Source organism: Bradyrhizobium sp. ISRA436 (assembly GCF_029910015.1).
In the GTDB taxonomy this organism is placed as follows: domain Bacteria; phylum Pseudomonadota; class Alphaproteobacteria; order Rhizobiales; family Xanthobacteraceae; genus Bradyrhizobium.
Map to the genome: position 1 here is coordinate 951,447 of NZ_CP094519.1, position 22,432 is coordinate 973,878.

The window sequence follows — 22,432 nt, forward strand, 5'->3', positions numbered from 1 at the left end:
AGGTCGGCGCGCGAAGCGCGACGGCTGGGGGTTCTCTCCAAAATATGATTCGTGGAGAGAGCCCCCACCCCAGCCCTCCCCCGCAAGCGGGAGAGGGGCGCAGTCCCTCCGCGGTTGCTGTTCGATCCAATCTCGCTCTGGAGATCGGTGGCGCGGCCTACCGTCCCACCTTGGTCCAGGTCTCGCCGCCGCAGAGCGCGCCGACGCAGCCTTCGACGCGCAGCGTGTTCTCGCCGGTCACCGTGATGCTGCTGGCGTAGGTGCCGCCGTCGTCGGCATTGTAGATCTGCCCCGACCATTTGCCTGACGCGACGGGGTGCATGCCGGAGAACAGCGGCAGCCCGATGATCGGCCGGCTGGCCAGCGACGGGTTCGGGTTCTTGTTGTCGACCTGTGGCTTGCCGGTCATCGGATCGATCGGCTCGCGCAGGCTCACCACCACGCCGCAGATTCCGCCGCCGCACTTGCTGATCTTGACCCGGGCATCGCCGGCCTGGGTCTGCCAGATGCCGGTCGGCTCAGCGACGCTCTCTGCGTGCGCGGCAGGCACGACGATACCCACCGCAAGGATTGCGGTCACAAGTCCAAGTCTGCAGGCCATGATTTTTCATTCCCCAAGCGGCCGGCCTGCATAGCAAGTCGAAAGATTTCTGCAATGTCATATTCGCGCGATCAATCGCCCCAACAGGTTAGCTTGATCGTTACGATCGTGGCGAGGCCACCACGGCACCGCCGACCAGCGCGAACAGCGTCCACGCCGGCGCGCCGGAGGCAGCCAGCCGCCTACGGTCGATGGATGATCGAGCTGCGCCCGATGCGAACCACCGCCGCCGACGCAGGGATCACCAGGGCAGACCGCATAGGTCAATCTTGCCTTCGCGCGGGGCGCGGACGATGTCGTAGACGAACGGCGTCATCGCCTCGAAGCGGATTTGCCCGGAGGGCTGCTCGCAATACACTTCGCCGGTGAAGGGGTGCCAGCCGCGCGCCTCGTAGAAGGCGAAGTTGTGCGGCTCGCAGAACAGGATCGCGAATTTTACCGCGTCGTTGGCGCGCATGGTGTGCACGGCGGCGTCGATGGCGAGGCTCGCATAGCCGCGTCGCCGGCAGTCCTGGCGGGTCGCGACCCCGCCGATGCCGCCGACATGGACCTTGTGGCGATTCCAGGTGATGGTCCGGAAGTAGATGCCGACATGGCAGGCAAGCCCGCCGTCATCGGGCGCGTCGATCAGCACGCGCAAATCCGCGTGAGCCCATTCGATATGCGCCCATGGTTGCGCTTCCACGACATGGCGGCCCCACACCGCCCGGTGCAGCGGCTCGGCGCGCTGCCATGACGCATCCCCGTTGAGAACGTCGATCTCGATGCTCATATCTCCGGTCCCCGGCTCTGCCGATCTGTCATACACGATCCGAAAATGCGGTGTTTCTCCGCGTTGGAACCTTCTATAAGGGGGACCCGTTAAGTGTAGTCTCCCACCACTGTTGGACATTACCCCATGACCTTCACGCTACCCGATCTGCCCTACGCCCACGACGCCCTCGCACCCTATATGTCCAAGGAAACGTTGGAGTTTCACCACGACAAGCATCATCAGGCCTACGTCACGAACGGCAACAACGCGATCAAGGGGACCGAATTTGAAGGCAAGTCCCTCGAGGAGATCGTGAAGAGCTCGTTCGGCAAGAACGCCGCCGTCTTCAACAATGCCGGTCAGCACTACAACCACATCCACTTCTGGAAGTGGATGAAGCCCAATGGCGGTGGCAGCAAGCTGCCTGGCCGGCTGGAGAAGAAGATCAACGAGGACCTCGGCGGCTTCGAGAAGTTCAAGGCCGACTTCGCCGCCGCCGGCGCCGGCCAGTTCGGCTCCGGCTGGGCCTGGTTGCAGGTCAAGGGCGGAAAGCTCGAAGTTGCCAAGACGCCGAACGGTGAAAACCCGCTGGTCCACGGCGCGATCCCGATCCTGGGCGTCGACGTCTGGGAGCACTCCTACTACATCGACTACCGCAACCGCCGTCCGGACTATCTGAAGGCCTTCGTCGACAACCTCATCAACTGGGATTACGTCGACGAGTTGCTCGGCAAGGCCGGCTGATCGCGCTTGGTCGTCATTCCTCTACGGCTTTCTCGACCCTCCCCCGAAAGGGGAGGGTCGATTCGCATGCAGCGAAGCGGAGTGCGAACCGGGGAAGGGTCATCTCTCAACACGAGCAGTCTTTCAGTGGAGAGCCTGTGAGGCCGCCCTGCCGCTGATTTCATTCGCGCCGACGCCCCCGCCTGACGGTGCCGCCCTAAGGTTTGTACTCAATCAGATGTATAATTTTACGTGGAGATATGATTCAAGCTCTGCATTTGCGGGGCTTGGATCATGGCGGGCGAGTTTTGGTTGAATGATCGGCAGTGGGCAGCAATCGAGCCCTTGCTGCCGCAAAATCAGCCCGGCGCTCGTCGAGTCGATGATCGCCGCGTGATCAGTGGCATCATCCATGTGTTGAAGTCCGGCTGCCGCTGGCGCGATTGCCCGGCAGTGTTCGGCCCTTACACGACCGTCTACAATCGCTGGAACCGCTGGTCGCGGCGCGAGGTCTGGCGCAATCTGTTCGAAGCACTTCGGGGCCTGTCGCCCGATGACGACTTCCAGGCCATCGATTCCACGACCGCCAAGGCGCACCGTGCGGCGGCCGGTGGAAAAGGGGGGCGGAGGCTCAGGCCATCGGTCGTTCCCGCGGTGGCAGGACCACCAAGATCCACGCCGTCTGCGACAGTCTCGGACGCGCCATCGCGCTCGAAGTAACGCCAGGTCAGCGTGGTGACATCCGCGCGGCGCTGCCCCTGCTCAGCTCTCTGCCACCACCGCGTTGCTGTGCGGCCGACACGGCCTATGACGCGAACGAACTGCGGCAATTCCTCATCGAACGGGGAACAACCCCGGTCATCCCAAACAATCCCACCCGAAAACGCTTCCATCCGTTCGACCGCGCCGCATACAAGCGGCGCAACCTCGTCGAGCGCATGTTTTGCAGGCTCAAGGACTGGCGGCGCATTGCAACCCGCTATGACAAGCTCGCCAGAAACTTCCTCTCGGCCGTCAATCTTGCTGCCGCTATCATTTGGTGGACCTGATTGAGTCCGGACCTTAAGGCGCAATCACTGAGTTGCCCGACGGCGCAAGACCCTCACGCAAAAATATTTCTGTTTTTCGGAAGGGCAACTCAGTCTATGATCCACCCGTCTCACCCGATGAGGGGCGGATCGCGATCGTCACGAACGCGGTGTGAGATGCGGTGGACGCCGAGTGCGCAACTGACGAGTGCGCGTGAGGCGGACGGTGAAGTCGTGCAGGCCTGACGCCCTAGTTGTGGAGCCTCAAGAGGTTGTTCCCGGTTAATCCGAGCCTGCTGATCGGCGGCTTTGAGCCGATACTGCCATGAGGACGATGCCAGTTGTAGCGGTGAAGCCATCGTGGCAGCTCCGCGGCTCTTTCTGTTGAGGTGTTGTAGGCCTGCGCGTAGGCCCATTCTCGCAGGCTGGTCTGAATGAAGCGTTCGGCCTTGCCATTGGTTTTGGGCGTATAGGGCTTGGTGCGGATGTGCTTGAGGCCGAGGCGCTGACATGCCTTTCGGAAGGCGGCGGATTTGTAGCACGCGCCGTTGTCGGTCATGACGCGCTCGACCTTCACGCCCAGGCTCACGTAGTAGGCCACCGCCGCCTTGAGGAAGGCGACGGCACAGCCCTTTCGCGCGTTCTTCATGACCTGGCTGAAGGCGATCCGCGACGCATCGTCGATGCAAACATGGACGTATTCCCAACCTGGTCCTTGACGGCGAGAACGCAGGTTGCTCGCCCCACGTCGATCGCCGGTGATCCGATGGCCGATCCGATTGAACTTGCCGAGCTTTTTGATGTCGATGTGGATCAGCTCACCAGGATGCTGGCGCTCATAGCGCCGGATCGGCTCAGCCGGCTCCAGCGCAGCCAGCCGGTTCAAACCGAGCCGGCGCAGGATCCGGCTGACGGTTGCTGCTGAGACCCCGACCTCGCGCGCGATCTGCTTGCCGGTGTGGCGCTGCCGGCGGAACGTCTCGACAGCGGCGCATGTGGCGGCCGGGGTTTGGCTTGGCAAGGAATGCGGCCGTGAGGACCGATCCTGCAAACCATCGACGCCTTCTGCGCGGAAGCGCTTGACCCATTTGGCGACTGTCTTCGCCGTAACATTGAATTGGCGCGCGGCGGCGGCCTTCGTCAGGCCGCTCTCGATCACGCTCCGCGCCATCGCCGCTCGACCTTTTGGCGTCAAAGGCGCATTCTTGTGGATGTTCATCTGGTCTCTCCGGGGAACCCTGAAGCGTCGCAGCCTCAGCTTCCTCGGTTCAGACCAGATGGACAACCTCCTGAAAGCTCACACCTAGTGGCAGGTGTCTCCTTGCAAAGCGCGAAGCGCTTTTGCAAGGACGGTGACAACAAAGCCCAGTCTCGCCGGGGAGAGCACGTATAAGCCATAAAACCATCGCGCAGGGAAAGCCGGGATTGCTCCGGTTTCACCTGTGGTCCTACCCCGGTGCTTTTTTTGTTGCACCGGGCCCATGGGTGCGATCGGCACCCGGCTTTCCCTGCGCCCTCTGATCAAGAGAGGGCGAATCGAAGAGCAAAGCTCGGACGATTCCCGTCGCGAGAATGCGGATGTGTGAGCCACAAAACGCGCAACACACTCGGCGTCGTCCTGGCGAAAGCCAGGACCCATCACACCAAATATTGATTATTGCGCGACCCTGGGGCCGGAATCGTGTTCACCAGCAACTGCGGTGGTTCAGGACGACGAGCGGAGAGGCCCGCCGGCAATCCCGCCGCGGAGTGTGGGTTCCGGCAGGCGTCGGGACGACCCTGTGGGGACCGGCGGCAGCGGGGACTGTATCCAGCGCGACCCGCACCGGCCACCCCCGGGAACCCGGCAACCGGCTCATCCGGCGCCATTTCCCGCCTTCGAATCTCCCTTTGGTAACCTCCCCTTAACCATGATTAGCGTTTGGTTAGGGTCGGAATGCCGCGCGAAAAGCCCTCGTTTTGACATGTTGGCAGGGGAAGCAGGGCCCGGCTTTGGACGGGCCCCCCATGCGACAGATGTAAAAGGCTCTCGCGCAGTTTTGCCGCGCCCGGCGCGTGGCCGTGAAACCGGTGCCGATTTGCGGACCGCCTATTGGGGACACTTGCGTTGAGAGGATATTGCCGATGAATCCCGCCGACGTGGCTCAATCAGCTCTGCCCCTGGCATCGAGCGATGTGTCGCTGATCGCGCTGTTTTGGCAGGCCCATTGGGTAGTCAAATGCGTGATGCTGGGACTTCTGTCCTGTTCGGTCTGGGTTTGGGCCATCGCGATCGACAAGGTCCTGCTTTATGCCCGCACCAAGCGCTCGATGGACCGGTTCGAGCAGGCTTTCTGGTCCGGCCAGTCGATCGAGGAGCTTTACCGGGCGCTGTCGGCCAAGCCGACCCAGTCGATGGCCGCCTGTTTCGTGGCCGCGATGCGGGAGTGGAAGCGCTCCTTCGAGAGCCAGTCGCGCTCCTTTGCCGGCCTCCAGGCGCGGATCGACAAGGTCATGAACGTCTCGATCGCCCGGGAAGTGGAGCGGCTGGAGCGGCGGCTATTGGTGCTGGCCACCGTCGGCTCGGCGGGCCCGTTTGTCGGCCTGTTCGGCACCGTCTGGGGCATCATGTCGAGCTTCCAGTCGATCGCAGCGTCGAAAAATACCTCTTTGGCCGTAGTGGCGCCCGGCATCGCCGAAGCGCTGTTTGCTACAGCAATTGGTCTAATCGCCGCAATTCCGGCGACTATTTTCTACAATAAGTTCACCTCCGAGGTGAACCGGCAGGCCCAGCGCCTGGAGGGGTTCGCCGACGAGTTCTCCGCCATCCTGTCGCGCCAGATCGACGAGCGCGGCTGAGACAGACGATGATCACATTTGCGGGCGCACGATCATGGCGATGAGCATGGCAGGGTCATCCGGCGGCGGCGGACGCCGCCGCGGCGGGCGCAAGCCGGTGATGGCCGAGATCAACGTCACGCCGATGGTCGACGTGATGCTGGTGCTCCTGATCATCTTCATGGTGGCGGCGCCGCTGATGACGTCGAACATCGATATCGACCTGCCGGTCGCAAGCGGCGGCAAGTCGATCTCGTCGAACCAGCCACCGCTGACGCTGTCGGTCAAGCGCACTGGCGGCGGTTGCAACTCGAACATCGAGCTCTATCTCGGCGATGCGCCGATCGCAGCGACCGACCTGCTGCCCAAGATCAAGGCGATCCGGGAAACCCGATCAGACGCCGAAAGCGTGGTCTATCTGCGCGGCGACAAGGACGTTTGTTACACTGATATGATGAAGTTGCTCGGGGAGATCCGGACCGCCGGGTTCAAGGCGAACATCGTCATCATCCCGGAAGGGGGCACTTAAACTTCATGTCCGGCAAGCGGCACGGGGAAGCCTGAATTGAAGGTCAAGGTCGACAAGACACTGGCGGCGTCGATTGCCCTGCACGTCCTCGTGATCGGGTGGGGCCTGGTGTCGTTTTCGACCAAGGCGTTCGTGATGCCGGAAGAAGACACTGTGGCCGTCGACGTGATCTCGTCCGACCAGCTCTCCCACGTCATGGCCGGCCAGAAGGACGGCAAGAAGGACAATCCCAAGCCGCTGGTCGAGAAGGTCGCCGAGGCCAAGCCGGTCGACGACGCCGTCGGCAAGATCGATGACAAGAAGGCGCCGGTCGTGACCGACACCGCGCCGGCGCCGACGCCGAAGGTGGAAAAGCCGGAAGAGAAGAAACCGGATCCGCCGAAGAAGGTCGAGAACAAGCCGAAGGAAGAGCCGAAGCCGGTCGAGAAGAAGCCCGACCCAGTGAAGCCCGACCCGATTGCGGAAGCGATCAAGAAGGAAGAGAAGAAGCCGCCGCCGAAGCCGGTTCAGCATGCCGCCAAGCCGCCGCCGGAGCAAAAGCCGAAGGAGCGCGTGTTCGATCAGAGCAAGATCGCGGCGCTGCTCGACAAGCGCGATCCGACGCGCGCCTCGATCACCGGCGAAACGCTCAATTCCAACGCCGCGCTCGGCACGTCGAAGGGCAAGGCCGCCGACAATTCCGCGACCTGGGGCGCGATGTTCAAGCAGCAGGTCGAGCGCTGCTGGAAGAAGCCCTATGGTGGCCTCGAGGCGCAGCAAACCGAAGCCGTGTTCTCGATCAAGCTGAAGCGCGATGGCACGCTCGAAGGAATGCCGGTGCCGGAAGGCAACCCGGCGACGCCTTATCTGCGCGTCTACCAGGAGAGCGCGCTGCGGGCGATCATCGAATGCCAGCCGTACAATCTGCCGGCGGCCTATTTCGATGAATGGAAGTATTTTGCGCCGGTGTTCACAGAGCGAAAGACCTGAGGCCACCGCGGCGCTTGGCCGATAGCAAACAAAGCCTACCCACAATGACCGACACAAAAGATTTGCGTGCAATGACGTTTCGCCTGAACCGCCGCCAGATGATTTCCGGAATAGCCGCGCTCGGTGCGCTGGCTGGAAGCGGCGGCGCCGCCTTCGCACAGAAGCGCATCACGATCCCCGAGGGCGACTTCGCGCCGGTGCCGATCGCGATTCCGAATTTCGCAGCCGGCACGCCCGGCGACACCGAGGTCGGCGTCGGGGTGACGCAGGTCATCACCAACAATCTGAAGCGCAGCGGATTGTTCGCGCCGATTGATCAGGCCGCCTATCTCGAGAAGTCGATCAACATCGACGCGGCACCGAACTTCAACAACTGGAAGAGCATCAACGCGCAGGCGCTGGTGACCGGGCGCATGACGCGCCAGGCCAACGGGCGCGTGAAGGCGGAATTCCGTCTCTGGGACGTCAACACCGGCCAGCAGCTCGCCGGCCAGCAATACGACACGTCGGCCGAATACTGGCGGCGCATCGCCCACATAATCTCCGATCAGATCTACGAGCGGATGACCGGCGAGAAGGGCTATTTCGACACCCGCATCGTGTTCGTCGACGAAAGCGGCGCCGCGCAGCACCGCGTCAAGCGGCTGGCGCTGATGGACCAGGACGGCGCCAATGTGCGCTACCTGACCCGGGGTGCGGATCTGGTGATCACGCCGCGGTTCTCGCCATCGACCCAGGAGATCACCTATATGGAGTTCGGGCAGGGTGAACCGCGCGTCTACCTGCTCAACATCGAAACCGGCCAGCGCGAGATCGTCGGCAATTTCCCCGGCATGTCGTTCTCGCCGCGCTTCTCGCCGGACGGTCAGCGCATCATCATGAGCTTGCAGCAGGGCGGCAACTCCAACCTGTTCGTCATGGATTTGCGCTCGAAGGCGATGACGCGGCTGACCGATACGCCGGCGATCGACACCTCGCCGTCCTACGCGCCCGACGGCTCGCGGCTCTGCTTCGAATCCGATCGCGGCGGCAAGCCGCAGATCTACGTGATGCCGGCCACCGGCGGCCAGGCGCAGCGCATCTCGTTCGGCGACGGCACCTACTCGACGCCGGTCTGGTCGCCGCGCGGCGACTACATCGCCTTCACCAAGCAGGGCGGCGGGCAGTTCGCGATCGGCATCATGAAGACCGACGGTTCTGGCGAGCGCATCCTGACGTCGGGTTTCCACAATGAGGGGCCGACCTTTGCGCCGAACGGGCGCGTGGTGATGTTCTTCCGCGACCCCGGCGGTAACAGTGGACCGTCGCTGTTCACCGTCGACGTGTCCGGCCGCAACGAGCTGCGGGTGCCCACGCCGGGCTTCGCCTCCGACCCCGCCTGGTCGCCGCTGTTGTCATGACAGCGCGGGCGCTGCCGGGATCCCCGGCATCGCCCGGCAACTGTTGTCTAGCGTACTGATATCTAAGGCAGATTTCCGTCGTGCACTGAACGCGACAACGACTCACTAACGATCTTCGCTCAGAAAGACTTCATCTGCGGCCGTTAGAACTACGCAGCCGAAGAGGATGCGTACGCTGCCGATGCAGTTGGTGGATCAGAAAAAACGGGGCAACCAGGACGAGCTGGAGCCGGTGCTCTACGCTGCGCTCGTCGATTCGATGCGCCAGAATTTCTGGGCGATGTTCCTCGGCAGCGTGTGCACGGCGACCGCCGCCGTGATGACCGCGCTGAAGACCGGCAACTTGCTGCTGTGGCCGTTCGCCTTCCTGATCATCGCCATCGGCACGGCGCGCGCGATCCAGATGCGCAAATACGACGAGGGGCAGGGCGGCGGGCTGACCTACGAGGAGGCCAAGGTCTGGGCGCCGCGCTATTCGGTCGGCGCGATCGTCTATGCCGCGGTGCTGGGCGCCTGGTGCTTCATCACCATCCTCGGCAGCGACGATGCAATCGCCCACATGCTCTGCGTCGCGGTGACGGTGGGCTATACCGCGGGCGGGGCGGCGCGCAATTACGGGCGGCCGCGGCTGCTCCAGCTCCACGTGCTGGTCGCCTGCGCTCCGATGTCGATCGCCTTGGCGATGCACGGCGATGTCTACTACATCGGCCTGGCGATCCTGCTGGGCCTGTTCTTCCTCGGCCTGAAGGGCATCAATCTCAGCCTGCACGCGATCTTCGTCAAGGCGCTGACCTCGAGCTTCCGCGAGGCGGCGCTGGCGCACCAGTTCGACACCGCATTGAACAATATGCCGCACGGGCTGTGCATGTTCCGGTCCGACGGACGCCTGGCGGTGATGAACCACCGCTTCATCGCGATGATGGAACTGTCTGATGATTTCGTGCAGCGCAGCGCGAGCGCATCCGACATCTGCAATGCCTGCGTCCTGTCCGGATCGATCTCCGCCGCGACGGCGAAGCAGATTCTGTCCGAGATCGAGAGCTCGCAGGTCGGCGAGATCGTCACCAACGATCCCGATGCGAGCAAGAGCCGCGCGCTGTCATGGACCTTCCAGCCGATGAGCCGCGGCGGCACCGTTGTGCTGGTCGAGGACATCACCGAGCGCAAGACCGCCGAGGCCAGGATCAGCCACCTGGCGCGCTATGACGAGCTGACCCAACTGCCCAACCGCGTCAATTTCCGCGACGAAATCGGCCGCCTGCTTGCGACCCGGTACGGCAGCGAGCAGCGCTCGGCGCTGCTGTTCGTGGACCTCGACCAGTTCAAGCAGGTCAATGATACGCTCGGCCATCCCTGCGGCGACCAGCTGCTGTGCGCGGTTGCCGACCGGCTGCGCGAGATGCTGCGTCCGGAGGACTTCGTGGCGCGGTTCGGCGGCGACGAGTTCGTCGTGTTCCAGCAGAACATCCATTCGCACGAGGATGCCGCCGCACTCGCGCGTCGCATCGTCGACCGCCTCAGCGAGCGCTACAAGATCGACAACCATCTGGTCGAAATTGGCGCCAGCGTCGGCATCGCGATGACCGCGCCCGGTGTCGGCGCCGACACCCTGCTCAAGAACGCCGATATGGCGCTCTACCGCGCCAAGGCCGACGGCCGCGGCACCTTCTGCTTCTTCCGCGATGAGATGGCGCAAACCGTCGAGGCGCGGCGCATCCTCGAGCTCGACCTGCGCAAGGCGCTCGCCAACGAGGAGTTCGAGCTGTTCTATCAGCCGCTGATCAACCTGAGGACCGGCAAGGTGAGCACCTGCGAGGCGCTGCTGCGCTGGAACCATCCGGTGCGCGGCGCGGTCTCGCCTGTCGACATCATTCCGGTTGCCGAGGACATGGGCCTGATCGTCGACCTCGGCCGCTGGATCCTGCGCAAGGCCTGCATGGAATGCATGAAGTGGCCGGAGGCGGTCAGCGTCGCCGTCAACTTCTCGCCGCAGCAGTTCCACCAGCGCGACGTGGTGAGCGAGGTGCGTTATGCGCTCGAGGTCTCGGGCCTGCCGGCGCACCGGCTGGAGATCGAGATCACCGAATCCTCGCTGCTGCACAACACTCAGCTCACCCACGACCTGTTGTCGCAGTTGCGGACGCTCGGCGTGCGGATCTCCCTCGACGATTTCGGCACCGGCTACTCGTCACTGAGCTATTTGCACAACTTCCCGTTGCAGAAGGTCAAGATCGACCGTTCCTTCCTCGAAGGCATCGACAGCGATCGACCGCTGACGCTGCTGCGTGGCGTGGCGCGACTCTCCGCTGATCTCGGCATGTCCGTGGTGGTCGAGGGCATCGAGACCAACGACCAGCTCGAATTGATCAGCGCTGATGGCGCGGTCACCGAGGCGCAGGGCTATCTGTTCAGCCGGCCGGTTCCCGCCGTGCGGATCAGGCAGCTCTTGAACGCCTCGCACGGCCGCCGCTCGCCCGACGAGAAGCTGATTCCCCTGCCGTCACGATCGATCGCCTGAAGCCTTCCGGGCGGGCAGCAGCGCTGCCGGACGCGGGTGCGAAACTCCTTGACCGGGATTAACCCTAACACTGTCAATGCTTTGCAATTTCGTTAAGAGGCTGTTAAGATTTCCATCGGCTCGCAGAAGTTGTTGGAAGCGGAGTAATACATGAGATCCCCCGTCGCAGCGTCTCCGGTTGCTTTCGTGAGGGGATCCGAACTACTCGACCACGTCGACTATCGTCTCGCCCAAACGCGGGCGGAAAAAGAAGAGATCTACAATCTCCGCTACCGCGCCTATCTGCGGGAGGGCGCAGTCAAGGAGTCGGCGGAGCAGCGCGTCACCGATCAGTATGACGACCTGGAGAACTCCTGGACCTTCGGTGTCTATCTCGATGCCGAGCTGTGCAGTTCGGTCCGCATCAGCGTGCTGACGCCGGAATGGCGCGAGTCCTGCTCGGCCGAGGCTTTCGGCGAGATCCTGCATCCGAAGCTCGACCGCGGAGAGGTCATTATTGATCCGGCGCGTTTCGTGGCGGACCCCGACCGGGCCCGGCGTTCGCCGGAACTGCCCTATGTCACGGTGCGCCTGGCCTATATGGCCTGCGAATATTTCAACGCCGATCTGGGGCTCGCGATCGTTCGCCCCGAGCACCAGGCGTTCTACCGTCGCGTCTTCTTCCATGAGACCATCGCCGAGCCGCGCCTGTTCCCGGGCCTGCTCAAGCCGGTCGGCCTGATGGCGTCGGACTTCCAGACCATGCGCGACAAGGTGTTCGACCGTTACCCGATGATGCGCTCGTCGGCATTCGAGCGCCGCATGCTGTTCGAGCGGGAACACCACGTGCCTCGGCAGGCGACCATCGCCAAGTTCGAACGTCCCTCGATCGTCCCGAATTCCTGACCGGGAATCAGCCGGCAGAAGTCGATCTCGTTTGGACTGCTTCGCCAGCGCGAATCGCCACGACCTGTCGCCGTTCGGCAACTAGCGGGCACGAAATTGCCTGTAGAAACGGTTGGTTCCGGCCGACCTTGCCTTCTCTTCACCGTCGCGCCACATTTGCCACCCATTAACCATCGGGGGCGCTTTCCGCCATTAGCTGGCATTTGATGCGGTCCGGCAAGGTCTCGTCAAGGTTGACGGAACGTTCGCTTAACCATCGCCCTGTAGATCGGATGACAGTACGAAGAGCGTGAGCGTGGAGGCTCCGGAATGAAACATCAGATGCGTATCCTCCAGGGTATGAAGCTGGCGGCGGTTCTGGCGGTGGCGCTGTCGATGGGTGCCTGCGCCAACAAGAACGGGCTGGGCGCCGATGGAGCGATGGCGAGCGCCGCGACCCCGGGCAGTCAGCAGGATTTCGTGGTCAATGTCGGCGACCGCGTATTTTTCGATAGCGACCAGACCGATCTGAGCCCGCAGGCGATCGCGACCCTCGACAAGCAGGCGCAGTGGTTGCAGACCTACAATCGCTATTCCTTCACCATCGAAGGCCACGCGGACGAGCGCGGCACCCGCGAATACAACATCGCGCTCGGTGCCCGTCGGGCCCAGTCGGTCCGTGCCTATCTGGTCTCGCGCGGCATCGACCCGAGCCGCATGCGCACCATCTCCTACGGCAAGGAGCGCCCGGTCGCGGTCTGCAACGACATCTCATGCTGGTCGCAGAACCGCCGCGCCGTCACCGTGCTCAACGCAAGCTCCTGAGCAAACGCCTCGGCCAATGTTTCAACCGGCGCCTTCGGGCGCCGGTTTTTCTTTCGCGGCGCGCGACAGCCTTGTCAGCGCGCTGTCAGCTTGATGAACGACGTTGGGCGAATTGCCCGCTTGCTTGTTCCGGCGCCGGCACTAAACCTTAGCCTTGTGACGCGGCCTGGGATTTGAAGGGCCAGTCACAATTCCGGCGCACTCCGTCCCTCAATGTGGCTCGCTTTTCACGTCGATATCGTCGTCAGGGCAAAATGTCATCCAGACTGCATTTTCTTCCTTCCGCCGCGGCGATCGCGGCGCTGCTCGCCGTTTCCGTTCCAGCTCTTGCACAATCCGACGATGCCGACGCCGAGATGCGGATCGAGCGGCTCGAGAATCAGCTCCGGCAACTGACCGGGCAGAACGAGGAGTTGCAGTACCGCAACCGCCAGCTCGAGGAGCGGCTGCGCCAGCTCGGCGGTCAGCCGCCGGGCGCGCCCGGACAGCCTGCGGCGCAGCCGAGCGTCGCGGCGGTGCCGCCGGCACAGCAGCCGCAGGCCTATCCACAGGCTCAGCCCGGCTATGGGCAGCCGCAGCAGGGTTACGGCCAGTCGCAGCCCGGATACGGGCGGCAGGGCGGTTATGAGCAGCAGCCGCAAATCGCCGCTCCAGCGCCGATCGTGCAGGAGCCGACGCCGGCTGCGGCTCCCGGCCGTCGCGGCCGCGGCGATGCCTTCGATCCCAGCCAGAACCCGAACGCCCCGGGCGCGCCGCGCGCGCTGGGCGGCGGTCAGTTGCCGATGTCCAGCGATGCCGGGATTGGTGCTCCCGGCGGCCGCGGTGCGGGCGAGCCGCTCGATCTCGGCAATACGAGCCCGCAGCGCCCCCCCGGTGTCGGCGCAGGCCTGACCACGCTGCCGCCATCGGCCACGCCGAAGGACGAGTTCGACCTCGGCATCGGCTACATGCAGCGCAAGGACTACGCGCTCGCCGAAGAGACCATGAAGAATTTCGTCCGGAAATATCCGAGCGACCCGCTGGTCGCGGATTCACAATATTGGCTCGGCGAAAGCTATTTCCAGCGCCAGCAATATCGGGACGCCGCCGAGACCTTCCTCGGCGTCACGACCAAGTACGACAAGTCGGCCAAGGCGCCGGACGCGCTGCTGAGGCTCGGCCAGTCGCTCGCGGCGCTCAAGGAAAAGGAAGCCGCCTGCGCCGCGTTCGGCGAAGTGACGCGCAAATATCCGCGGGCATCCGGCGGCGTGAAGGCCGCTGTCGATCGTGAGCAAAAACGGGTGAAGTGCTAAACCAGCTTTGGGGAGGCCGCATCCGGCCTTCTTGCGAAATGCTGGTCCTGCGATGCCCGACGACGAATCCGCCATTCCGGCAAGGGACGCCAAACGCCTGTTCGCGGGCCTTGCGTCGGCGCCTGCGATCGTGCTCGCGGTGTCCGGCGGTCCTGATTCCGTCGCGCTGATGTGGCTCGCCGCACGCTGGCGCCGCGGGCTCTCGCGCGGGCCGCGGCTGATTGCCGTCACCGTCGATCACGGCCTGCGCCCCGAAGCCGCCCGCGAGGCCCGCGACGTCAAACGGCTGGCTCAAAGCCTCGACCTGCCCCACAGCACGTTGCGCTGGACCGGACCCAAGCCGAGAACCGGCGTGCCGGCGGCGGCCCGCGCGGCCCGCTATCGGCTGCTGGCGCAGGCTGCGCGCAAGTACGGTGCCACGCATGTCCTGACCGCGCATACCCGCGACGATCAGGCCGAGACGCTCCTGATGCGGATGTTGCGTGGTAGCGGCATCGCCGGTCTGTCGGCGATGGTCCGCGAGACCGAGCGCGAAGGGGTTCGGTTGACGCGGCCCTTGCTCGATATTTCCAAGGCGCGGTTGATTGCAACGCTGAACAAGGCGCGCATTGGTTTCGCGGACGATCCGACCAATCGCGATCCCGCATTCACGCGCCCGCGGCTGCGCGCACTGATGCCGGCGCTGGCGGAGGAGGGTGGCGATGCGAGGAGCCTGGCACGACTCGCGGCCCGACTTGCACGCGCCAATGCCGCCGTTGAGGTGCTGGTCGACGGCGCCGAGCGCTATCTCGCGTTGAAGGAGCAAGATACTTCCCGCCCGGGCTTCGATGCCGCCCTGTTTGCCGCGATGCCTGAGGAGATTCGCCTGCGCCTCCTGAAGCGCGCCATCGATCGGACCGGACATGAAGGGCGCGCCGAACTTGGCAAGATCGAAACCTTGCTTGCGGCTGTGGATCATGCGGTGGCGCAACGCGGAGCCAGGCTGAAACAGACCCTCGCCGGGGCGGTCATCAGCGTGGCCAGCGGCCGGATCCGGGTCGAGCCGGCGCCGCCCCGCGGCGCGCGCTCCCGCTGACCCTGGGGCGATCGCTTCAATCGTCGTCACAATCCGGCAGGGAGGCTCAACCACCCCCGAAAAACACCGGATTCCACGCCATTATTTGACCGGGAATTGCGCTAGGATGCGGTAAATAGTCATGCGTGGTTCCCTTGGCATCGACCCCAGCGGCACCTAGATTGTATGCATCGACGGGATGGATTCCCTGGGGATTCCCACAGAGCCGGCCCAAGGATAGGAGAGGCCGCGATCCGCGCGACCACGAAGGAACACAATGAACGCCAATCTGCGGAATTTCGCCCTCTGGGTCATCATCGTTTTGCTGCTGCTGGCGTTGTTCACGCTTTTCCAGAATCCGGGCCAGCGCACGTCCTCACAGGACATCTCGTTTTCGCAGCTTTTGACTGAAGTCGATCAGGGCCACGTCCGCGACGTCGTGATCCAGGGACCGGAGATTCACGGCACGTTCACCAACGGTTCCAGCTTCCAGACCTATGCGCCGAGCGACCCGAGCCTGGTGAAGCGTCTCTATGACGCCAAGGTCTCGATCACCGCGAAGCCGCCGGGCGACAACGTGCCGTGGTTCGTGTCGCTGCTCGTCTCCTGGTTGCCGTTCATCGCGCTGATCGGCGTCTGGATCTTCCTTTCGCGGCAGATGCAGGGCGGCGCCGGCAAGGCGATGGGCTTTGGCAAGTCGCGCGCCAAGATGCTGACCGAGGCGCATGGCCGTGTGACCTTTGAGGATGTCGCCGGCGTCGACGAGGCCAAGCAGGATCTGCAGGAGATCGTCGAATTCCTCCGCGACCCCGGCAAGTTCCAGCGCCTCGGCGGACGCATTCCGCGCGGCGTGCTGCTGGTCGGTCCTCCCGGCACCGGCAAGACGCTGATCGCGCGCGCGGTCGCGGGCGAAGCCAATGTGCCGTTCTTCACCATCTCCGGCTCTGACTTCGTCGAGATGTTCGTCGGCGTCGGCGCGAGCCGTGTCCGCGACATGTTCGAGCAGGCCAAGAAGAACGCGCCCTGCATCATCTTCATCGACGAAATCGACGCGGTCGGCCGTCATCGCGGCGCCGGTCTCGGCGGCGGCAATGACGAGCGCGAGCAGACGCTGAACCAGTTGCTGGTCGAGATGGACGGCTTCGAGGCCAATGAAGGCGTGATCCTGATCGCGGCGACCAACCGTCCCGATGTGCTCGATCCCGCGCTGCTGCGTCCCGGCCGCTTCGACCGCCAGGTCGTGGTGCCGAACCCGGACGTCGTTGGCCGCGAGCAGATCCTCAAGGTTCACGTCCGCAAGGTGCCGCTGGCGCCGGATATCAACCTCAAGACCATCGCGCGCGGCACGCCCGGCTTCTCGGGCGCCGACCTGATGAACCTCGTCAACGAGGCCGCGCTGACCGCCGCCCGCCGCAACAAGCGGATGGTGACGCAGGCCGAGTTCGAAGAGGCCAAGGACAAGGTGATGATGGGTGCCGAGCGCAAGTCGCTCGTTATGACCGAGGAAGAGAAGTTGCTGACGGCCTATCACGAGGGCGGCCACGCCATCGTCGGCCTCAACGTCGTCGCGACCGACCCGATCCACAAGGCGACCATCATTCCGCGCGGCCGTGCGCTAGGCATGGTGATGCAGCTGCCGGAGCGCGACAAGCTGTCGATGTCGCTGGAGCAGATGACGTCGCGTCTGGCGATCATGATGGGTGGCCGTGTCGCTGAAGAATTGATCTTCGGCCGCGACAAGGTGACCTCGGGCGCTGCCTCCGACATCGAGCAGGCGACCCGCCTTGCCCGCATGATGGTGACGCGCTGGGGTCTGTCGGAAGAGCTCGGCACCGTCTCCTATGGCGAGAATCAGGACGAGGTGTTTTTGGGCATGTCGGTCTCGCGCACGCAGAACGCGTCCGAGGCGACCGTCCAGAAGATCGACTCCGAGATCAAGCGTCTGGTCGAGGAAGGCTACAAGGAAGCGACCCGCATCCTCACCGAGAAGCACGACGATCTCGAGACGCTGGCCAAGGGCCTGCTCGAGTTCGAGACGCTGACTGGCGAAGAGATCACCGACCTCCTGAAGGGCAAGAAGCCCAATCGCGAGTCGGTGCTGGAGCCGTCAACGCCGCGTGCGTCGGCGGTGCCGCCGGCCGGCAAGCCGCGCCCGCGTCCCGATCCGGACGCCGGTATGGAGCCGCAGCCGCAGGCATAAGCCTCGCAGCCATGGCCGGTTGCTCCGGCAAGTCAGTTGTACAGAAGCTCGGCCTCAAGCCGGGCTTTTGTATTTTCGTGGACGGATTGCCCGCGGCCTATGCCGACGTCGTCGACGCATTGCCTCTCGATGTGCGGATCGCGAAGACCGCGAAGGGGCCGCTGGACGTCGTGCATCTGTTTGCGGCCGAGGCCAAGGGGCTTGCGGCCAAGTTCAGCCGCTACCGGCAGGCGATCGCGCCAGATGGCACGATCTGGGTGTCCTGGCCCAAGAAGAGTTCGGGTGTCGCGACCGACCTTACTGAGACAGCGGTGCGCGAGACCGCGCTTGCGGCCGGTCTCGTCGACATCGAGGTCTGTGCCGTGGACGAGGTCTGGTCGGGGCTGAAATTCGTGATTCCCGTCAAGGAGCGGGGCAAGGCGCCAAAATAACGTCCGCGATCTGTTCGGCGACCTCCAGACCGGGAGAACGGATCGCCGTAGAGCGCACATCGTCCTCGGACGGCGCGCAATCGCATTCTAGTTGGATTTCTCCCTAGTTGGATTTCTCCGCGGCGGGCGGTGCGCCTTCCGCCGCCTCGTCCGACCGGACATGGATCACCGCGACGTCATCTTTGTAGATCCGCTTCCAGCCCTGCACGTGATCCAGTGCGTGTCCCATGGGAGACGTTGCATTCAGCAGCGTGGCGTCGATCCGATATTTGTCGAGCAGGCCCAGCATCTGACCGACGTCGCGGGCTTCGGTCGCATCGAAATAATCGAGCACGTATTGCTCGCCATACAGCTCGGCGCGGCCGTCGATGAACACCTTCATGTCGCGGGTGACCAAATAGCCGCCGAACGGCGCAGTGCTGAAGACGCGCTGGGCTCCGCGCTTTTGCAGCAGGTCAACCGCGGCGACGGGAGTGGCGCTCGGGTTGAAAAGGAAGGGATGATGCGCGGCGAAGGTCTTCGTCGACACCGTTCCTCCGATCAGGATCGCGATCGCAGCAAGGATGGTGATGAGGGGTGCCGATCGAGTTTCCTCGAAGGCGGATGTGCGGTTGCCGGCGGTTCCCCATTGTTCAGCGATTGGCTTGGCCAGCACGAGCGGCGCCAGCAACGCGAACACCTCGATGTTCCGGACATGCGTCAGCGCCATCCAGATCAGGCCGACCAGCAGCAGGATCCGCGGCACCGAGAGCGTCAGCTTGCGATAGAAGGCGACGCCGATCAGCGCCAGAAGCGTGGCTTCGAAGAAGGTGAACTTGCTGAAGTCGACCGGCATCCATTCCCAGATCAGCGACAGCAGCTTGCCGAGGCTGAGGATCCTGAACGCGCCCAGCAGCGTATCCCAGCCATAGGGCGTCACGCAGCTTGCGACGAGCGCGGCGATGCCGAACAGTGCCCAGCGCACGGCAAGCTGAATGCGGCGGTTCGGCTCAGCGCTCCAGATCGCCTCGAGCCCGATCGGTCCGATCAGCGCCAGTCCGAGCACGAAGCCGCCATGCAGGTTGGCCCACAGCGTCATCAGCGGCAGCAGGAGCCATGACGGATGCGTGCGGCGGTCGGCAGCCGACATCAGCCCGCCGATAAAGGCCAGCAAGCACGGCAGCGCCAGCACGTGCGGCCGCGCGAAGAAGTGCGACGCCGATTGCAGCAGCGCCAGCGCCGCGATCAGGATCGAACGCGCCGAATCGAAATACGGGCTCAGCAGATAGAGGAAGATCGTGATGGTCGCGCCAATCGCGATCGAGGACAGGATCACCGGTCCGGCCCAGTCTCCCGGCCCGTAGGTGATGGCAAGGAGGACCTGCGACAGCCACGAGCTCGAGATCCAGGCTTCGCCATACTTGGTGAACGAGAACACGTCCGTGTAAGGCACGGCACCGTGTTCGAGAATCCATTGTCCGACCTTGATCTGCCACATCGAGTCGGAATCCCGCAGCAGGATTTCGCCCGCGAACAGGAAGAACAGATAGACGCCTGCACCGGCGCAGAGCGGCACCAGCCCTCGGGCCATGCTGCGGTTCGTCACGCTGCTGGTGATGGAAATCGACATGGGCTTTTCTTGGCTTAACCGGGGACAAGGTCGGGTACGACGCACGCCTACAGGATCATGGTTTCCGATAAATTCGGGTAAACTCCGCGCTCGACCTGTGCGGCTTTGATCGGGGCGGGAAGGCGCTCATCGGCTGCGCGCCACGCGATGCGCGGCACAAGTGGCCGAAGGATCGGCCGAACCGCGGGAAATCGCGAGCTGTGCCGGCGCAGATAGTTCGAAATCGAACGATCATTTTAGATCGCGATTTACTATGGCGGACGATCAGTCCCACACTCGTAAGCAGCTGCAGTCAGCGCGCGTCTGCTTCGAGGGGCCTCGGCGGGACATAACCGAGCTCGGCGACAGGCGCGCGGCTGTCGAGGAAGGCGGTGGCGTACTTTGCCGCGGCGATGCAGATCACCGCGAGCAGAACCCCGGCGATCACGTCGATGACGTAATGCGCGCCGATCACCGGCGTCGATGCGATCATCAGCACGTTCATCGCGGCCGCCACGATGCCAATCACGCGCACCGGCCACAGCGCCCACAAATAGAGCACAGCGGACGCGGCGTGGAAGCTCGGGAATGACACGACGCCCGCGAGCTCGAATAATTTGAGATGACGGAGCACGCCGGAACGCACCGCCAGGATGTCACGCAGCTGCGCCTCGTAGACCTTGGTGTGGACGGAAGGGAAATCGGCGGGCGAGATGTTCAAGCCGTAGAAGGTGCCGATGGCCGGCACGAGCGCTGAAATCACGAGCGTGACGGCCAATGCAAGGCTGAACGCAGCGATGAACTGCTGCAGCCTGACCAGCCGCAGCGTTGCCGCCAGGATGATGGGAACGCCCAGCAGAAACCACTTGATGAATCCGTATCCGGTCACGAGCGAGCTCATCAGCCATGCGTGATCGTTCACGAAGCTGAGGAGCGCTTCGGGATCGAGACCCATCGCGCGATCGATCGCGAGGAAGGTGTGATCCTGCAGCGGCCAGTTGAGCGCGAGCGCCACATAGGTCAGCGGTCCCATGATCGTCACGATCAAGAGCAACTGGGCGATGGCGCCGAGGCCGAAAATCAGTTTCGGATCGGCCGCCGATCCGCGCGCCCAGAAATACAGATAGACCATCAGCGCGAATTCGCCGGCCATGCCGCTCATCACGCCGAACGCGACCGGCTCGAGCGAGAAGCCTGCAAACAGCACCGCGAGCAGCAGCACGCTGCTCATCACTGCAATCGGAATCCAGTTGAGATTGAAGAGCCGCCAGGCAAGGCGGGTGTCCGATTCAGTCATGACCGCACCCGGAGATGAGAGCGGTAGATTCCCCGACCTCCTTTAAAATGAGGATAACGGCGGTACGCAATCTCGATTCATGACTCGGTCCCGTGCCCACAATGTGTGGCGATTGGTGCCAGCCCGCCGTCAGAAGCGGCCGCTTGTGCAATCCTGACGAGCATTCCGGCCGTCGCAAAATCCTTACAATTCCACCTTGTGTTTCTGTCTGAATTGTTGTTCACTTCTTGTGGCGATTGCGGGATCAATCGCTCAAGACTTTGAAGACGCGTGCGTTCTGCCGGTGGGCGCCGGCCGGGTGCACGTCGGGGGGACGGCAACGCCATGGTCTATCGGCGCACTCATCAAGTCGTGAAACGGCTGGCTGCCCGGCGCAGCGCAATCCTGTCCGCCGCGCGCGACGCGGCGGCCGACGGCGGTATGGCGGCTGTCCAGATCGCGCCGGTCGCGGTCCGCGCCAATGTCGCGGCCGGGACCGTCTATCGCTATTTCCCCTCGAAGGCCGATCTGATCTCGGAACTGATCGCGGATGTGTCGCGTGATGAGCTCGCCGCAATCCGCCGCGCCGCGGATGCCGCGCCCGGGCCGTCATCTGCGCTGGCGGCGGCGGTGACGACCATCGCGGTCCACGTGTTGTCGCAGCGCAAGCTCGCCTGGGGCATCCTTGCCGAGCCGGTCGATGTCGACGTCACCGCCTCGCGTTTGGCCTGCCGGCGTGACATTTCCGGCGAGCTTGCGACGCGCATCGACGCCGCGGTGCGCGCCGGCCATCTGCCGGCCCAGGACACCGCCCTGGCGGCCACGGCCCTGCTCGGCGCGCTGCACGAGGCGCTTGTCGGTCCGCTGGCGCCGGTCAATCTCGACGATCCCGTGAAGCTGCGCGATGCGGTGCAGACCGTGACCCTGCTCGCGCTGCGCGCGGTCGGCGTCATGGATGCGCGCGCCCGTGGCCTCGTGGTGCAGGCGACCACGCCGGCCAAGGCGCTGGTCGGGGCCTGAGATCGGGGCTGCGGTGCGAACACTTTCTGTCGCATCGGCGTTGTAGCTTCGGGGCGCTGGGTAAGGCCAACCTCTAGGAGCAACGCATGACGACAACCCATGGCTCGGCCAAATGGCAGGGCGGCATCAAGGACGGCAAGGGCGCGATCTCGACCAAGAGCGGCGCGCTGACGGACTATCCCTATGGCTTCGCCAGCCGCTTCGAGGGCAAGCCGGGCTCAAACCCCGAAGAGCTGATCGGCGCGGCGCATGCCGCGTGCTTCACGATGGCCCTGTCGTTGATCCTGGGCGAAGCCAAGCTGACGGCCGAGCACATGGAGACCAAGGCCGATGTGGCGCTGGAAAAGGTCGGCGACGGCTTTGCCATCACCTCGGTGCACCTGACGCTGACCGCGAAAATCCCGGGTGCGGACAACGCGAAGTTTCAGGAGCTTGCCGGCAAGGCAAAGGCCGGATGTCCGGTGTCGAAACTGCTCAACACCAAGATCGCACTCGACGCGACGTTGCAAGGCTGATCGGTCCACCCACGTTCCGGGTCAGGCC

At 64.0% G+C, this 22,432-nt stretch carries 19 protein-coding genes and 1 pseudogene; 15 read left to right on the forward strand and 5 right to left on the reverse strand.

Going from position 1 to position 22,432, the window contains the following annotated elements:
* Positions 1-157 precede the first annotated feature (157 nt).
* Together MTX23_RS04480 and MTX23_RS04485 are read right to left on the reverse strand one after the other, a co-directional pair.
* Complete coding sequence (locus MTX23_RS04480) at positions 158-601, reverse strand: DUF2147 domain-containing protein (protein ID WP_280975424.1); 444 nt, start codon at positions 599-601, stop codon at positions 158-160.
* A 241-nt stretch (positions 602-842) separates the two neighbouring features.
* Entirely contained in the window at positions 843-1,373 is a 531-nt protein-coding gene (locus MTX23_RS04485; RefSeq protein WP_280975425.1) for a GNAT family N-acetyltransferase, read from the reverse strand.
* Positions 1,374-1,499: 126 nt separating this feature from the next.
* Between MTX23_RS04485 and MTX23_RS04490 the strand changes: the two genes are divergently transcribed.
* A complete protein-coding gene (locus MTX23_RS04490) occupies positions 1,500-2,099 on the forward strand; it encodes a superoxide dismutase (RefSeq protein ID WP_280975427.1) in 600 nt (199 codons plus the stop codon).
* 273 nt (positions 2,100-2,372) lie between these two features.
* Positions 2,373-3,127, forward strand: a pseudogene (locus tag MTX23_RS04495) (IS5 family transposase).
* Between the two features lie 229 nt (positions 3,128-3,356).
* On the opposite strand, the gene MTX23_RS04500 reads toward MTX23_RS04495, so the two are convergent.
* Positions 3,357-4,325 (reverse strand): IS481 family transposase, encoded by a 969-nt coding sequence (locus tag MTX23_RS04500; protein WP_280972290.1) that lies wholly within the window; start codon positions 4,323-4,325, stop codon positions 3,357-3,359.
* 905 nt (positions 4,326-5,230) lie between these two features.
* On the opposite strand from MTX23_RS04500, the gene tolQ reads away from it, so the two are divergent.
* The 11 genes from tolQ (at position 5,231) to MTX23_RS04555 (ending at position 18,005) form a co-directional block, all read left to right on the forward strand.
* A complete protein-coding gene (gene tolQ, locus MTX23_RS04505; protein ID WP_280975428.1) occupies positions 5,231-5,944 on the forward strand; it encodes a protein TolQ in 714 nt (237 codons plus the stop codon).
* A gap of 34 nt (positions 5,945-5,978) precedes the next feature.
* Positions 5,979-6,452, forward strand: a complete 474-nt coding sequence (locus MTX23_RS04510; RefSeq protein ID WP_280975429.1) for a biopolymer transporter ExbD — start codon at positions 5,979-5,981, stop codon at positions 6,450-6,452.
* A 36-nt stretch (positions 6,453-6,488) separates the two neighbouring features.
* Positions 6,489-7,421: a cell envelope integrity protein TolA gene (locus MTX23_RS04515; protein WP_280975430.1), complete on the forward strand. Its 933-nt coding sequence runs from the start codon at positions 6,489-6,491 to the stop codon at positions 7,419-7,421.
* Positions 7,422-7,492: 71 nt separating this feature from the next.
* Complete coding sequence (gene tolB / locus MTX23_RS04520; RefSeq protein WP_280975431.1) at positions 7,493-8,821, forward strand: Tol-Pal system beta propeller repeat protein TolB; 1,329 nt, start codon at positions 7,493-7,495, stop codon at positions 8,819-8,821.
* A 181-nt stretch (positions 8,822-9,002) separates the two neighbouring features.
* Positions 9,003-11,339 carry an EAL domain-containing protein gene (locus MTX23_RS04525; protein ID WP_280977972.1) on the forward strand — a complete coding sequence of 779 codons (2,337 nt, stop codon included), beginning with the start codon at positions 9,003-9,005 and terminating at the stop codon, positions 11,337-11,339.
* Between the two features lie 150 nt (positions 11,340-11,489).
* Positions 11,490-12,224, forward strand: a complete 735-nt coding sequence (locus MTX23_RS04530; protein ID WP_280975432.1) for a hypothetical protein — start codon at positions 11,490-11,492, stop codon at positions 12,222-12,224.
* 309 nt (positions 12,225-12,533) lie between these two features.
* Positions 12,534-13,028, forward strand: coding sequence for a peptidoglycan-associated lipoprotein Pal (gene pal / locus MTX23_RS04535; protein WP_280975434.1), 495 nt, complete (start codon positions 12,534-12,536; stop codon positions 13,026-13,028).
* Between the two features lie 254 nt (positions 13,029-13,282).
* A complete protein-coding gene (gene ybgF, locus MTX23_RS04540) occupies positions 13,283-14,320 on the forward strand; it encodes a tol-pal system protein YbgF (protein ID WP_280975435.1) in 1,038 nt (345 codons plus the stop codon).
* 52 nt (positions 14,321-14,372) lie between these two features.
* The gene (gene tilS / locus MTX23_RS04545) at positions 14,373-15,395 is read left to right on the forward strand and encodes a tRNA lysidine(34) synthetase TilS (protein WP_280975436.1); all 1,023 of its coding nucleotides are present in this window, start codon (positions 14,373-14,375) and stop codon (positions 15,393-15,395) included.
* Positions 15,396-15,651: 256 nt separating this feature from the next.
* Positions 15,652-17,574 (forward strand): ATP-dependent zinc metalloprotease FtsH, encoded by a 1,923-nt coding sequence (ftsH, locus tag MTX23_RS04550; protein ID WP_280975437.1) that lies wholly within the window; start codon positions 15,652-15,654, stop codon positions 17,572-17,574.
* An 11-nt stretch (positions 17,575-17,585) separates the two neighbouring features.
* The gene (locus tag MTX23_RS04555) at positions 17,586-18,005 is read left to right on the forward strand and encodes a DUF3052 domain-containing protein (RefSeq protein WP_280975438.1); all 420 of its coding nucleotides are present in this window, start codon (positions 17,586-17,588) and stop codon (positions 18,003-18,005) included.
* 103 nt (positions 18,006-18,108) lie between these two features.
* Here MTX23_RS04555 and MTX23_RS04560 read toward each other — a convergent pair whose 3' ends face one another.
* A complete protein-coding gene (locus MTX23_RS04560; protein WP_280975439.1) occupies positions 18,109-19,614 on the reverse strand; it encodes a hypothetical protein in 1,506 nt (501 codons plus the stop codon).
* Positions 19,615-19,906: 292 nt separating this feature from the next.
* Complete coding sequence (locus MTX23_RS04565) at positions 19,907-20,890, reverse strand: phosphatase PAP2 family protein (RefSeq protein ID WP_280975440.1); 984 nt, start codon at positions 20,888-20,890, stop codon at positions 19,907-19,909.
* 324 nt (positions 20,891-21,214) lie between these two features.
* On the opposite strand from MTX23_RS04565, the gene MTX23_RS04570 reads away from it, so the two are divergent.
* Both MTX23_RS04570 and MTX23_RS04575 read left to right on the forward strand, forming a co-directional pair.
* The gene (locus MTX23_RS04570; protein ID WP_280975441.1) at positions 21,215-21,889 is read left to right on the forward strand and encodes a TetR/AcrR family transcriptional regulator; all 675 of its coding nucleotides are present in this window, start codon (positions 21,215-21,217) and stop codon (positions 21,887-21,889) included.
* 86 nt (positions 21,890-21,975) lie between these two features.
* Positions 21,976-22,404 carry an OsmC family protein gene (locus tag MTX23_RS04575; protein WP_280975442.1) on the forward strand — a complete coding sequence of 143 codons (429 nt, stop codon included), beginning with the start codon at positions 21,976-21,978 and terminating at the stop codon, positions 22,402-22,404.
* The last annotated feature ends 28 nt before the right edge of the window (positions 22,405-22,432 follow it).